The organism is Klenkia terrae, from assembly GCF_900491935.1.
Taxonomy (GTDB): domain Bacteria; phylum Actinomycetota; class Actinomycetes; order Mycobacteriales; family Geodermatophilaceae; genus Klenkia; species Klenkia terrae.
Genome location: NZ_UEXK01000004.1, coordinates 80404 through 93921, shown reverse-complemented (window position 1 = coordinate 93921; position 13518 = coordinate 80404). Strand labels below are relative to the sequence as shown.

Sequence of the window (13518 nt, the reverse complement as noted above, 5' to 3'; positions counted from 1 at the left end):
TGCCCCGTGCCCCTTCCTCAGCTGACCCCCGAACAGCGCGCCGCAGCCCTCGAGAAGGCCGCTGCCGCCCGCAAGGTCCGTGCCGAGCTCCGCGAGAAGCTCAAGGGCAAGGGCACCACCGTCGGTGACGTCCTCAAGCAGGGCGAGACCGACGAGATCATCGGCAAGATGCGCGTCTCCGCCGTCCTGGAGTCGCTGCCCGGCGTCGGCAAGGCCCGCGCCGCCAAGATCATGGAGCGCCTGGAGATCTCGCCGACCCGCCGGGTCCGCGGGCTCGGTGCCAACCAGCGCAAGGCGCTGGAGGCCGAGTTCGCCGGCGAGCAGTCCGCCTGAGCCCCGTCCCCACCCCCCTCCGAGGAACGCCCGACGTGGCCGCCCCGCGCGCCCGGTTGACGGTGCTGTCGGGACCCTCGGGGGTGGGGAAGGGGACCGTGGTCGCCGAGGTCCGCCGCCGCCACCCCGAGGTGTGGGTGTCGGTGTCGGTGACCACCCGGGCCCCCCGGCCCGGCGAGGTGGACGGCGAGCACTACCTGTTCGTCGACGCCGAGCACTTCGACTGGTTGGTCGCCCACGACGGGCTGCTGGAGTGGGCCGAGTACGCGGGCAACCGCTACGGCACCCCCCGCGGGCCGGTCGAGGAGCAGCTGGCCCTCGGTCTGCCGGCCCTGCTGGAGATCGAGATGCAGGGCGCGCGCCAGGTCCGGGCCACCGCCCCTGACGCCCAGCTGGTCTTCCTGGCCCCGCCCACGTTCGAGGAGCTGGCCGTCCGGCTGACCGGTCGCGGCTCCGAGCCGCCGGAGGTCATCGAGCGCCGGCTGGCCATCGCGCGGTCGGAGATGTCCGCCGTCGACGACTACGACGTGGTGGTCGTCAACGACGACCTGGCCCGCGCCGCGGACGAGTTGGTACTCTTGCTGACTGCGCCACCCGCGGGCTGACGATCGCCCCCCGCGCAACCCGTCCTACCGAGGAGCTCACCCGCCCGTGTCCGGAGTCGCACCTGCCCCCGAGGGCATCACCAACCCGCCGATCGACGAGCTGCTCGAGCGCACCAGCAGCAAGTACGGCCTGGTCATCTACGCGGCCAAGCGGGCCCGCCAGATCAACGCCTACTACAGCCAGCTCTCCGAGGGCCTGCTGGAGTACGTCGGCCCGCTGGTCGACACCGCCCCCCAGGAGAAGCCCCTCTCGATCGCGCTGCGCGAGATCAACGAGGGCCTGCTGACCCACACCGCCGGCGAGAACTGAACGCCGACACCCCCGTTGTGAGGAAACCCCCGGCCCCGCGGCCGGGGGTTTCGTCGTCCCTGGGGAAGATGGGCGCATGAGCCGCATCGTGCTGGGGGTCGGCGGCGGGGTCGCCGCCTACAAGTCGGCGTTGCTGCTGCGTGCGCTGACCGAGCGGGGCCACGACGTCCGGGTGGTGCCCACCGCCTCGGCGCTTCGGTTCGTCGGCGCGGCCACCTTCGAGGCGCTGAGCGGCAACCCGGTGAGCACCGAGGTCTGGGACGACGTCCCCGAGGTCGCCCACGTGCGCATCGGCCAGACCGCCGACCTGGTCGTGGTCACCCCGGCCACCGCCGACCTGCTGGCCCGCGCCGCGGCCGGCCGGGCCGATGACCTGCTGACCGCCACCCTGCTGGCCACCGCGGCCCCGGTGGTCTTCGTGCCGGCCATGCACACCGAGATGTGGCTGCACCCCGCCACCCAGGACAACGTGGCCACCCTGCGCCGCCGCGGCGCGCTGGTGCTGCCGCCGGCCGTCGGCCGGCTCACCGGGCCGGACTCCGGCCCGGGCCGGCTGCCCGAGCCCGCCGACGTCGCCGCGCTGCTGGACGTGGTGCTGGCCGGCGGCTCGCTGCGCCAGGACCTCGCCGGCCGCCGGGTGCTGATCAGCGCCGGGGGCACCCGGGAGCCGCTGGACCCGGTCCGGTTCCTGGGCAACCGGTCCTCGGGCCGGCAGGGCTGGGCGCTGGCCCGGGTCGCCGCGGCCCGCGGCGCCGAGGTCACCCTGGTGGCGGCCAACGTGGACGACGCCGCGCCCTTCGGCTGCCGGGTGGTCCCGGTCGGCTCCGCCGAGGAGCTGCGGACCGCGATGGCCGGGCACGCCCCCGACGCCGACGTGGTGGTCATGGCGGCCGCGGTCGCCGACTTCCGGCCGACCGAGGTCGCCGGGGCCAAGATGAAGAAGGGCAGCGGGAGCGAGCCGACCGCCGTCCCGCTGACCCGCAACCCCGACGTGCTGGCCGAGCTGGTGGCCGCCCGCCCGGTCGGGCAGCTGGTCGTCGGCTTCGCCGCCGAGACCGGGGACGCCGACGACGACGTGCTCGGCCACGCCCGCGCCAAGCTGGCCCGCAAGGGCTGCGACCTGCTGGTGGTCAACGACGTCTCCGGCGGCCAGGTCTTCGGCCGGCCGGACAACGCGGTCACCGTGCTGGCCGCCGACGGCGGGTTCACCGAGGTCCCGGCCGGCAGCAAGGACGTCGTCGCCGCCGGCATCTGGGACGCCGTCGCTGCCCGATCCGCGACCCGCCGGTAGCCTCATCCGTCGGGCGCCCGCACCGCGAACGCCCCATCGAGGCCGCGCACACGCGGGACCCGACCCAGCACACCCCAGGGAGCACCGAGTGGCACGTCGCCTGTTCACGTCCGAGTCGGTCACCGAGGGACACCCCGACAAGATCGCCGACCAGATCAGCGACGCCATCCTCGACGAGATGCTCACCCAGGACCCGCGCAGCCGGGTCGCCGTCGAGACGATGATCACCACCGGTCAGGTGCACATCGCCGGCGAGGTCACCACCGCCGGCTACGTCGACATCGCCAAGGTCGTCCGCGAGACCATCCTGCGGATCGGCTACGACTCCTCCCGCAAGGGCTTCGACGGCGCCTCCTGCGGCGTCAGCGTCTCCCTCGGCGCGCAGTCCCCGGACATCGCGCAGGGCGTCGACGTCGGCTACGAGACCCGCACCGGTGCCGCCGACCGCGCCGCCGCCGCCGAGGACCTCATCGCCAGCCAGGGCGCCGGCGACCAGGGCCTGATGTTCGGCTACGCCAGCGACGAGACCCCCGAGCTGATGCCGCTGCCGATCGCGCTGGCCCACCGGCTGGCCAAGCGGCTGTCCGCGGTCCGCAAGGACGGGTCGGTGCCCTACCTGCGCCCCGACGGCAAGACCCAGGTCACCGTGGTCTACGAGGACGACCGGCCGGTCGGCGTGGACACCGTGGTCGTGTCCTCCCAGCACGCCGAGGACATCTCGATCGAGACGCTGCTGACCCCCGACATCGAGGAGCTCGTGGTCCAGCCCGAGCTCGCCGCCCTCGGCCTGCCCACCACCGGGCACCGGCTGCTGGTGAACCCCACCGGCAAGTTCGTCATCGGCGGCCCGATGGGCGACGCCGGCCTCACCGGCCGCAAGATCATCGTGGACACGTACGGCGGCATGGCCCGGCACGGCGGCGGCGCCTTCTCCGGCAAGGACCCGTCGAAGGTGGACCGCTCGGCCGCCTACGCGATGCGCTGGGTGGCCAAGAACGTCGTCGCCGCGGGCCTGGCCCGCCGCTGCGAGGTGCAGGTGGCCTACGCGATCGGCGCGGCCAGCCCGGTCGGCCTGTTCGTGGAGACCTTCGGCACCGGCACGGTCGCCGACGACGTGCTGGAGAAGGCGATCACCACGGTGTTCGACCTGCGCCCGGGCGCCATCGTGCGCGACCTGGACCTGCTCCGGCCGATCTACGGCCCGACCGCGGCCTACGGCCACTTCGGCCGCACGGACCTCGACCTCCCCTGGGAGCGGACCGACCGCGTCGAGGCGCTGCGCGCTGCCGTCTGATCCTGTCGGTGCCCCCGGGCACGATGGGCCGGTGCGGGTCGCCAGGGTGGTCGTCGACGTCCCCCTGGCGCACCTGGACCGGCCCTTCGACTACACGGTGCCCGAGGAGCTGGCCGACGACGTCGTCGCGGGCTGCCGGGTCCGGGTCCGGTTCGCCGGCCGGCTGGTCGACGGCGTCGTCCTCGACGTGGGGACGACGACCGAGCACACCGGCAAGCTCGCGCCGCTGGCCAAGGTGGTCTCCGGCGAGCCGGTGCTCACCCCCGAGGTCGCCGAGCTCGCCCGGGTGGTGGCCGACCGGTACGCCGGCAGCCTGACCGACGTCCTCCGGCTCGCGCTGCCCCCGCGGCGGGGCGCGCCGGAGAAGCGGCCGGTGGGGGAGTCCCCGGCGCTGCCCGGGCCGCCGGACCCGGCCGGGTTCGCCCGGTACCCGACCGGCCCGGAGTTCCTGGAGGCCATCGCGCTGGGCCGGCCGGTGCGGGCGGTGTGGACCGCGCTGCCCGGCGAGGACTGGCCGGCCCGGCTGGTGGAGCTGTGCCGCGCTGCGCTGTCCGGCGGGCGCGGCGCACTGGTCGTCGTCCCCGACGGCAAGGACCTCGACCGGCTGGCCGCCGCTGCCGCCCTGGAGCTGCCCAAGGACGCCGTCGCAGTGCTGCGGGCCGACTCGGCCCCCGACACCCGCTACGGCCGGTTCCTGTCGGTCTCCCGCGGCACCGCCCAGGTCGTGCTGGGCACCCGCGCAGCGATGTTCGCCCCGGTCCGCGACCTGGGCCTGGTGGTGGTCTGGGACGACGGCGACGACCTGCACGCCGAACCCCGGGCGCCCTACCCGCACACCCGCGACGTCCTGGTGCAGCGGGCGCACCTGGCCGGCTGCTCGGCGGTGGTGGCCGCGACCGCCCGGACCGCCGAGGCCGCGCTGTTGGTCGAGTCCGGGTGGGCGCACGAGCTGGTCGCCGACCGGGCCGTCCTGCGGTCCGCGGCGCCGCGGGTGCAGGCCCTGGGCGCGGACTCCGAGCTGGCCCGGGACCCGGCCGCCCGCACCGCCCGGCTGCCCTCCCTGGCGTTCCGGGTGGCCCGGGAGGCGCTGGCCGCCGGTGCGCCCGTGCTGGTGCAGGTTCCGCGGGCCGGGTACGCCCCCGGGCTGGTCTGCGACCGCTGCCGGGCACCCGCGCGCTGCCGGCACTGCGCGGGACCGCTGGGCGTCGCCTCGGCGCCGTCCCCGGGGGGACAGCGCGTCGCCGCCTGCCGGTGGTGCGCCCGCCCGGCGGCGACCTTCGACTGCCCGCACTGCCACGGGACCAAGCTGCGCGCCTCGGTGGTCGGGTCGGCCCGCACCGCCGAGGAGCTGGGCCGGGCGTTCCCGGGTGCGGCGGTCCGGGGCAGCGGACGCGGCTCCGTGCTGGCCACGGGGGAGGCCGGCCCGGCGGTCGTCGTGGCCACGCCGGGGGCCGAGCCGGTGGTCGAGGGCGGGTACGGCGCGGCCCTGCTGCTGGACTCCTGGGCGCTGCTGGGCCGGCCCGACCTGCGGGCCGCCGAGGAGACGCTGCGCCGCTGGCTGAACGCCGCGGCGCTGGTGCGCCCGGCCGGTGCCGGGGGGCAGGTCGTGCTGGCCGCCGACGCCTCGCACCCGGTCGCCCAGGCGCTGGTGCGCTGGGACCCGGCGGGGCTGGCCGCCCGCGAGCTGGCCGACCGGCGCGAGCTCGGCTTCCCGCCGGTGACCCGGCTGGCCGCGCTGTCGGCGTCACCGGCCGGGCTGGCGGAGTTCCTCGAGCTGCTGCGGCTGCCGCCGGGTGCCGACGTGCTGGGGCCGGTGCCCGAGCCGCCCCGGCCCGGGCACGAGGCGGGGGAGCGCTACCTGGTGCGGGTGCCCCGCGCCGACGGCGTGGCCCTGGCCCGGGCGCTGGCCGACGTCCAGGGCGTGCGGTCAGCCCGCAAGGCCCCCGAGCACGTCCGGGTCCAGCTGGACCCGACCGAGCTCTAGCGGTCCACCGCCGCCAGCTCGGCCTCCCAGGCGGCCAGGTCGGCGGCCTCGGCGGCGGCGCGGGCGTCGTCCCGGATCCGCAGCGTGCCCCGCCGCCACCACATGGGCAGCGTGGACACCGCCGTCACCACCCCGGTCGCGATGCCCAGGGCGAGGTGCGGGCGGGCCACCCCGCGGCGCGCGAGCACCCGGGCCAGCGGACCGTCCACGACGGTGACCAGCGCGCCCCAGCCGGCCGAGACCAGCCCGGCGGCCATGGCCAGCTGCTGCTGGGCCGGCTCGACCGGGCGCGGGGGCCGGCCGGCGGCGATCGCCCGCACGGTCGGCAGCTCGCCGACCAGGGCGTCGGTCAGCAGGGCCCCGCCGATGACCAGGTAGGTGCGGCGCCGGGCGGGCGACCGCTTGGGGTGGTCCAGGGCTGCCTCGGCGGCGCCGACGAGGACTCCGTCGAGGGCGCTGCTGACGAGGGCGCGGGCGCGGTGGCGGGTACCGGTGGCCATGCCCCACGGTACCCACGGGGAGCCCCGGGGTCCTTCTTCTAAGCTCGACCGGTGAGCGTCACCCCGATCCGGATCATGGGCGACCCGGTGCTGCGCAGCCCGGCCGCGCCCGTCGTCGACTTCGACGCCGAGCTGCGCCGGCTGGTCACCGACCTGACCGAGACCATGCACGCCGCCGGCGGCGCCGGTCTGGCCGCCCCGCAGATCGGCGTGGGCCTGCGGGTCTTCACCTGGTACGTGGACGGCGAGGTCGGCCACCTGGTCAACCCCGACGTCGTCCCGGTGGGGGAGGAGACCGAGGTCGACGCCGAGGGCTGCCTGTCGATCCCGGGCTTCCGGTTCGACTGCCGCCGGCACCTCACCGTCGCGGCCACCGGCTGGGACATGCACGGCGAGCCGCTGCGCGTGGAGGGCTCGCACAAGCTGGCCCGGGCCATCCAGCACGAGACCGACCACCTGGACGGCGTCCTGTTCGTGGACCGGCTGGACGCCGAGGCCCGCGCGGCCGCCCTGGACGTGCTCGGCGCCGCCGAGTGGCAGGGCCACGCCGCCTGGCTGCCGCAGGGCGAGCCGGTCCCCGTCGTCAAGGTGAGCCCGCACTGAAGCTCCTCTTCGCCGGCACCCCGGCGCCCGCCGTCCCGTCGCTGGAGGCCCTGCTGGCCAGCGACCACGAGGTGGTCGCGGTGCTGACCCGGCCCGATGCCCGGGCCGGGCGGGGCCGCCGCGAGGTCCGCTCCCCGGTGGCCGTGCGGGCCGACGAGGCCGGCATCCCGGTGCTGCAGCCGCCCTCGCCCCGCGACCCCGCCTTCCTGGAGACCTTCGCCGGCCTCGGCGTCGACTGCGCGCCCGTGGTCGCCTACGGCGCGCTGGTCCCGCCGGCGGCGCTGGACGTCCCGGTGCACGGCTGGGTCAACCTGCACTTCTCGCTGCTGCCCGCCTGGCGCGGTGCGGCCCCGGTGCAGCACGCCGTGATGGCCGGCGACGAGCTCACCGGTGCCGCCACCTTCCGGCTCGAGCAGGGCCTGGACACCGGCCCCGTCTACGGGGTCGTCACCGAGCCGGTCGGCCCGCGCGACACCGCCGGTGACCTGCTGGACCGCCTCGCCGTCTCCGGCGCGGGCCTGCTGGTGGCCACCCTGGACGGCATCGCCGACGGGTCGCTCGTGCCCCAGCCGCAGCCCGCCGACGGCGTCTCGCTGGCCCCCAAGGTCGAGACCGCCGACGCCGCGGTCGACTGGTCGCTGCCGGCGCACGTGGTGGACCGGCGGGTGCGCGGGGTGACCCCGGCCCCCGGCGCCTGGACGACGTGGCGCCGTGACCGGCTGCGGCTGGGCCCGGTCGAGCCGCTGCCGACCGCGCTGGGGCTGGCCCCCGGCGAGGTGTCGGTGGGCCCGAGCGGTGTCCTGGTGGGCACCGGCCGGGGATCGGTGCGGCTGGGCCTGGTCCAGCCGGCCGGCAAGAAGATGCTGCCGGCGGCGGACTGGGCGCGCGGCGCCCGGCCGACCGACGGCGAGGGGGTGGGCGCGTGCCCTCCGCTGGACGACGACACGGACCGGGCGGCCGGCCCGCCGGTCCGCGGACGACGCAGCAGCGACCGGAGAGCCGCCGGGTCCGCCCGGTGCTCGACGGTGCCCGGCTGACCGCCTACGACGTGCTGGAGGGCGTCTCGGCGCGGGCCGCCTACGCGAACCTGCTGCTGCCCCAGCTGCTGCGCGAGCGGTCGGCCGACCTGCGTCCCCGGGACGCCGCGTTCGCCACCCAGCTCGCCTACGGCACGCTGCGCGCGACCGGGACGCTGGACGCGATCCTCACCGGCCTGGTCTCCCGCCCGCTGGCCGAGCTGGACCCCAAGCTGCTGGACCTGCTGCGGCTGGGCGCCTACCAGATCATCGACCTGCGGGTGCCGGCGCACGCCGCGGTGGACACCACGGTGGCCCTGGCCCGGGCGATCGTCGGCACCGGCGCCTCCGGCCTGGTCAACGCCGTGCTGCGCAAGGTGGCCGCCGGCGGCACCCGCGAGGAGTGGGTCGCCGCGCTGGACGTCACCGGCGACGACCGGCTCGCCCTCCTCACCGACCACCCGCTGTGGATCGTGGCCGCCTGGCGCGACGCGCTGGGTGCCGACGGACCGGGGGCGGAGGCCGAGCTCGAGGCGGCGCTGCTGGCCGACGACGAGGCACCCGAGGTGCACCTGGTCGCCCGGTCGGTGGACCGCGCCTCGCTGATCGCGGCGTCGGACGGCCTGCCCGGCCCCTGGTCGCCCTACGCGGTCCGGCTGGAGGGCGGGGACCCCGGCCTGCTCGACGACGTGCGCTCCGGTGCGGCCGGCGTGCAGGACGAGGGCTCCCAGCTGGCCGCGCTGGCCCTGGTGCGGGCCCCGCTGGAGGGCCCGGACGCGGCCTGGCTGGACATGTGCGCCGGGCCCGGCGGGAAGTCCGCGCTGCTGGCCGCGGTCCGGCCGGACGGGGTGCGGCTGACCGCCGCCGACCGGTCCGAGCACCGGGTCGGCCTGGTCGCCTCCGCGCTGCGCGACGCCGAGGACGTCGAGGTGCTCGTCGCCGACGGCCGGTCCGGCCCCTGGGAGCCGGGTTCCTTCGACCGGGTGCTGCTGGACGCGCCGTGCACCGGGCTGGGCGCGCTGCGCCGCCGTCCCGAGGTCCGCTGGCGGCGCACCGCCGACGACGTCCCGCAGCTGGCCGAGCTGCAGGGCGAGCTGCTGACCGCCGCGCTGGCCGCCGTCCGGCCCGGTGGCGTGGTCGCCTACGTGACCTGCTCGCCGCACACCGCCGAGACCGTGGACGTCGTCGCGGCCGCGGCGGCCCGGGACGACGTCGAGGTGCTGCCGGTCGCCCCGCTGTTCCCCGGGGTGCCCGACGCCGCCCGCGGCGACGCCTGGCAGCTGTGGCCGCACCGGCACGGCACCGACGCCATGTTCGTGGCCCTCCTGCGCCGGGTCTGACCCGGTGGTCGTCGCCGGTCACCCGCCGCCCCCGGGGTTCGCGGCGCAGGCCAACGTCGGACCCGAGGTGTACGCCGAGGCCGCCGCGGACCCGTTCGCCTTCTGGGCGGAGCAGGCCGGGCGGCTGCGGTGGGACCGGCCCTGGGACACCGTCTTCGGCGACGCGCAGTGGCCCACCGCCCGGTGGTTCGGCGGCGGCCGGCTCAACGTCGCGGTCAACTGCGTCGACCGGCACGTCGACGCCGGCCACGGCGACCGGGTGGCGATGCACTGGGAGGGCGAGCCCGGCGACCGGCGCACGGTCACCTACGCCCAGCTGCAGGACGACGTCTGCCGGCTGGCCCACGGGCTCACCGAGCTCGGGATCGGGGCCGGCGACCGGGTCGTGCTCTACCTGCCGGTGCTGGTCCAGACGGTCGTCGCCACGATGGCCTGCGCCCGGATCGGTGCGGTGGTCAGCCTGGTGTTCGGCGGGTTCTCCGCCGACGCCCTGCGGTTCCGGGTCGCCGACACCGGGGCCAAGCTGCTCATCGCCTCCGACGGTCAGTTCCGCCGCGGCCGCGCGGTCGGGGTGAAGGCCGCCGCCGACGAGGCGGTGGCCGGGCTGGACCACGTCGAGCACGTGCTCGTCGTCCGCCGCACCGGCGAGACCGACGTGCCGTGGACACCGGGCCGCGACGTCTGGTGGCACGAGCTGCTGGCCGGGCAGTCGACGCAGCACGAGGCGGCGTCGTTCGACGCCGAGCACCCGCTGTTCATCGTCTACACCTCGGGCACGACCGGGCGCCCCAAGGGCCTGGTGCACACCACCGGTGGCTACCTCACCCACGCCAGCTGGACGCACTGGGCTGTGTTCGACCTCAAGCCCGACGACGTCTACTGGTGCCAGGCCGACCTGGCCTGGGTCACCGCGCACACCTACGTCCTCTACGGCCCGCTGTCCAACGGCGCCACCCAGGTCGTCTACGAGGGCAGCCCGCTGACCCCGCACCCCGGGCGGCACTTCGAGGTCATCGAGCGGTACCGGGTGTCGACCTACTACACGGCGCCGACGCTGGTGCGCACGTTCATGAAGCACGGGCCCGAGCTGCCGGCCGGCCACGACCTGTCCTCCCTGCGGCTGCTCGGCTCGGTGGGCGAGGCGATCAACCCCGAGGCCTGGCGCTGGCTGCACGAGCACGTCGGCGGCGGTCGGTGCCCGGTGGTGGACACCTGGTGGCAGTCCGAGACCGGGGCCGCCGTCGTGGCACCCCTCCCGGGGGTCACCACCACCAAGCCCGGGTCGGCCACCGTGCCGCTGCCGGGGATGTCGGCCACCGTCGTCGACGACGCCGGGGTGGAGACCCCGCCGGGGGTGGAGGGCAACCTGGTCATCACCGCGCCCTGGCCGGGGATGGCCCGCACGGTGTGGGGCGACCACGACCGGTTCGTGTCCTCCTACTGGGCGCCCTACGCGGCCCAGGGCTGGTACCTGGCCGGGGACTCGGCGTCGCGCGACGAGGACGGCTACATCTGGATCGGCGGCCGGATCGACGACGTCCTGAACATCTCCGGGCACCGGCTGAGCAGCATCGAGCTGGAGTCGGCCCTGGTGTCGCACCCCCGGGTCGCCGAGGCCGCGGTCGTCGGCGCACCGGACGACGTGACCGGCCAGCGGATCGTCGCGTTCGTGATCACCCGCGACGCCCCCGGGGCCGACGACACCGGCCTGGCCGCGGAGCTGCGGGCGCACGTGGCCGCCCGGGTGGGGGCGGTGGCCAAGCCGCGGGAGGTCGTCGTGGTCACCGACCTGCCCAAGACCCGCTCGGGCAAGATCATGCGCCGGCTCGTCGCCGACCTGACCGCCGGCCGCGCCGGTGGCGACACCACCTCGCTCACCGACCCGGCGGCCCTGGGCGTGGTGCAGCGGGCCTGGACCGCCCACGTCGAGGCCCGGCCCGGGGGCGGCTGAGCCCTCGGGCGACGCGTGTTTGCGCGCGGGAGCCCCTGCCCACACCCTCCGGTGAGCTCGAACCCGTGGCCGTCACCGGCTGCGGGGTGGTGCTGTGGACCGCTGGGAGATCGTGGTCCGGGAGGGCGGCCCGGCCGTCGTCCTGACCGTGCGGGGCGTGGTGCGGGCCGGCTTCGGCCTGCTGCACGACCACCTCGCCGACGCCGTCGACGAGCTGGGCGACCGGCCGGCGGTGGTCGACGTCAGCGAGCTGTGGGTGCAGCACCCGGCCGCCCTGCAGGTGCTGCGCAGCCTCCTCGGCCGCCGACCGCCGGGCTCGGGCACGGTGGTGCTGGCCCGCACGTCGACCCGGCGCCGGCTGCACGGGGTCTTCGACGTCGACGTCGCCTGGTACCCCGCCGAGCTGCGCACCCCGTGGCTCGGCGTGGCCGCGGCGCTGGCCCACCGGCGGTACCAGCTCCCGGCCCCGGACCGGACGGCACCGCAGGCCGACCCGCTGGGGGAGCTGCTGTGGGCGGCGGCCCAGGAGTGCACCGGGCAGCGGTGAGGGCCCGCCCTACGATCACGGGGTGTCCCGCCGCCCGATGATCGCGCCCAGCCTGCTCTCCGCCGACTTCGCCCGGCTCGCCGAGGAGACCGCGCGGATCGCCGACGCGGACTGGGTGCACGTGGACGTGATGGACGCCCACTTCGTGCCCAACCTGACCCTCGGCGAGCCGGTGGTGAAGGCCATCCAGGCGGTCAGCCCCGTACCGCTGGACTGCCACCTGATGATCACCGACCCCGAGCGGTGGGCACCGGCCTACGCCGAGCTGGGCGCCCGCAACGTCACCGTGCACGCCGAGGCCTGCACGGGCGACCCCCGGGACCTGGCCCGCGACCTGAAGGCCGCCGGCGCGCTGGCCGGGCTGGCGCTGAAGCCCGGGACGCCGCTGGCGCAGTACCTCGACGTGCTGCCCGCCTTCGACACCCTGCTGGTGATGAGCGTCGAGCCCGGCTTCGGCGGCCAGTCCTTCATGCCCGAGGTGCTGGACAAGGTGCGGGAGGCCCGCCGGCTGGTCGACACCGGCCACCTGCAGCTGCTCGTCGAGATCGACGGCGGCATCAACGCCGACACCATCGAGGTCGCCGCCGAGGCCGGGGTGGACATGTTCGTGGCCGGGTCGGCGGTCTACGGCGCGGCCGACCCCTCGGCCGCGATCGCCGCGCTGCGCGCGCAGGCGGCCCGCTCCTTCCCGACCGCGTGACCACTCTCGCCGAGGCGATGCGGCGGGCCCGCGAGCTGGGCTGGTCCGTGCTGGGCCGCACCAGCCCGAACCCCGCCGTCGGCGCCGTCGTCCTGGACGCCGCCGGGCAGGTCGTGGGGGAGGGCGCCACCGCGCCCCCGGGCGGCCCGCACGCCGAGGTCGCGGCGTTGGCGCAGGCCGGCGAGCGCGCCCGCGGCGGCACCGCCGTCGTCACCCTGGAGCCCTGCGACCACACCGGCCGCACCGGGCCGTGCTCGGTGGCGCTGCTGGCGGCCGGGGTCGCCCGGGTGGTCGTCGCGGTGCCCGAGCCGACCGGGCAGGCGGGCGGCGGCGCCGAGCGGCTGCGGGCCGCCGGCGTGGCCGTCGAGCTGGGCGTGGAGCAGGCCGAGGCCGAGGACGGCGCCCTGGCGCCCTGGCTGCTCGGCGTCCGCGAGCAGCGGCCGCAGGTGGTCTGGAAGGTCGCCGCCACCCTGGACGGCCGGGTGGCCGCCGCCGACGGCACCAGCCGGTGGGTCACCGGCCCCGACGCCCGCGCCGCGGTGCACCGGCTGCGGGCCACCTGCGACGCCGTCCTGGTGGGGTCGGGCACCGCGCTGGCCGACGACCCCCAGCTGACCGTGCGCGACGTGCCCGGCGCCGACCACCAGCCGCTGCGGGTCGTCCTCGACCGGCGCGGCCGGGTGCCGGCCACCGCCCGGGTGCACGACGACGCCGCGCCGACCCTCGTCAGCCGGGCCGCCGGGCCGGCCGAGCTGCTGGCCGAGCTGTGGGACCGCGACGCCCGCCGGGTGCTCCTGGAGGGCGGGCCGACCCTGGCCGCGGCCTTCCTGCGGGCGGGCCTGGTCGACGAGCTGGTGCTGCACCTGGCGCCGCAGCTGCTGGGCGCCGGACCCGCCCTGACCGGCGACCTGGGAATCACCACCATGGCCGGTGCGCTGCAGTGGCGGATGCTGGACGTCACCACCCTGGGGAGGGACGTGCAGGTCCGGTACCGGCCGACCCGGCACACTGGGTCCCCACGACCGACGGAAGAAGGCAACTGAC

Annotated in this window: 14 protein-coding genes; 13 read left to right on the top strand and 1 reads right to left on the bottom strand. The window is 76.8% G+C overall.

The features are described 5' to 3' along the window. Nucleotides 1-6: 6 nt before the first annotated feature. The 6 genes from mihF to LFA75_RS00625 all read left to right on the top strand — a co-directional run bounded on the left by mihF (nt 7) and on the right by LFA75_RS00625 (nt 5817). A complete protein-coding gene (gene mihF / locus LFA75_RS00650) occupies nt 7-333 on the top strand; it encodes an integration host factor, actinobacterial type (RefSeq protein ID WP_091245213.1) in 327 nt (108 codons plus the stop codon). 35 nt (nt 334-368) lie between these two features. Then, nucleotides 369-938: a guanylate kinase gene (gene gmk, locus LFA75_RS00645; protein WP_225231849.1), complete on the top strand. Its 570-nt coding sequence runs from the start codon at nt 369-371 to the stop codon at nt 936-938. 46 nt (nt 939-984) lie between these two features. Beyond that, complete coding sequence (rpoZ, locus tag LFA75_RS00640) at nt 985-1248, top strand: DNA-directed RNA polymerase subunit omega (protein ID WP_014741310.1); 264 nt, start codon at nt 985-987, stop codon at nt 1246-1248. A 76-nt stretch (nt 1249-1324) separates the two neighbouring features. Beyond that, nucleotides 1325-2539 carry a bifunctional phosphopantothenoylcysteine decarboxylase/phosphopantothenate--cysteine ligase CoaBC gene (gene coaBC, locus LFA75_RS00635; protein ID WP_225231848.1) on the top strand — a complete coding sequence of 405 codons (1215 nt, stop codon included), beginning with the start codon at nt 1325-1327 and terminating at the stop codon, nt 2537-2539. Nucleotides 2540-2627: 88 nt separating this feature from the next. After that, nucleotides 2628-3833, top strand: a complete 1206-nt coding sequence (gene metK / locus LFA75_RS00630; protein ID WP_225231847.1) for a methionine adenosyltransferase — start codon at nt 2628-2630, stop codon at nt 3831-3833. Nucleotides 3834-3864: 31 nt separating this feature from the next. Further along, complete coding sequence (locus LFA75_RS00625; protein WP_225231846.1) at nt 3865-5817, top strand: primosomal protein N'; 1953 nt, start codon at nt 3865-3867, stop codon at nt 5815-5817. On the opposite strand, the gene LFA75_RS00620 is transcribed toward LFA75_RS00625, so the two are convergent. Next, a complete protein-coding gene (locus LFA75_RS00620; protein WP_225231845.1) occupies nt 5814-6317 on the bottom strand; it encodes a hypothetical protein in 504 nt (167 codons plus the stop codon). The genes LFA75_RS00625 and LFA75_RS00620 overlap by 4 nt on opposite strands. Nucleotides 6318-6368: 51 nt before the next feature. Here LFA75_RS00620 and def point away from each other — a divergent pair, with 51 nt between their 5' ends. The 7 genes from def (at nt 6369) to ribD (ending at nt 13517) form a co-directional block, all read left to right on the top strand. Continuing rightward, nucleotides 6369-6920 (top strand): peptide deformylase, encoded by a 552-nt coding sequence (gene def / locus LFA75_RS00615; protein WP_225231844.1) that lies wholly within the window; start codon nt 6369-6371, stop codon nt 6918-6920. Then, the gene (locus LFA75_RS00610) at nt 6869-7957 is read left to right on the top strand and encodes a methionyl-tRNA formyltransferase (RefSeq protein ID WP_318250064.1); all 1089 of its coding nucleotides are present in this window, start codon (nt 6869-6871) and stop codon (nt 7955-7957) included. The genes def and LFA75_RS00610 overlap by 52 nt, the downstream gene beginning before the upstream one ends. Then, nucleotides 7936-9276, top strand: a complete 1341-nt coding sequence (locus LFA75_RS00605) for an RsmB/NOP family class I SAM-dependent RNA methyltransferase (protein WP_225231843.1) — start codon at nt 7936-7938, stop codon at nt 9274-9276. Before LFA75_RS00610 ends, LFA75_RS00605 begins: the two co-directional genes overlap by 22 nt. Nucleotides 9277-9280: 4 nt before the next feature. After that, nucleotides 9281-11227, top strand: coding sequence for an acetate--CoA ligase (gene acs / locus LFA75_RS00600; protein ID WP_225231842.1), 1947 nt, complete (start codon nt 9281-9283; stop codon nt 11225-11227). Between the two features lie 94 nt (nt 11228-11321). Then, a complete protein-coding gene (locus tag LFA75_RS00595) occupies nt 11322-11774 on the top strand; it encodes a hypothetical protein (protein WP_225231841.1) in 453 nt (150 codons plus the stop codon). A 22-nt stretch (nt 11775-11796) separates the two neighbouring features. Continuing rightward, nucleotides 11797-12474, top strand: coding sequence for a ribulose-phosphate 3-epimerase (gene rpe / locus LFA75_RS00590; RefSeq protein WP_225231840.1), 678 nt, complete (start codon nt 11797-11799; stop codon nt 12472-12474). After that, nucleotides 12471-13517 carry a bifunctional diaminohydroxyphosphoribosylaminopyrimidine deaminase/5-amino-6-(5-phosphoribosylamino)uracil reductase RibD gene (gene ribD, locus LFA75_RS00585; RefSeq protein ID WP_225231839.1) on the top strand — a complete coding sequence of 349 codons (1047 nt, stop codon included), beginning with the start codon at nt 12471-12473 and terminating at the stop codon, nt 13515-13517. The genes rpe and ribD overlap by 4 nt, the downstream gene beginning before the upstream one ends. Nucleotide 13518 lies beyond the last annotated feature (1 nt).

Coding starts and splice junctions, on each gene's coding strand:
- coaBC (WP_225231848.1), top strand. CDS start 1,325: ATGAGCCGCATCGTGCTGGGGGTCGGCGGCGGGGTCGCCGCCTACAAG.
- LFA75_RS00620 (WP_225231845.1), bottom strand. CDS start 6,317: ATGGCCACCGGTACCCGCCACCGCGCCCGCGCCCTCGTCAGCAGCGCC.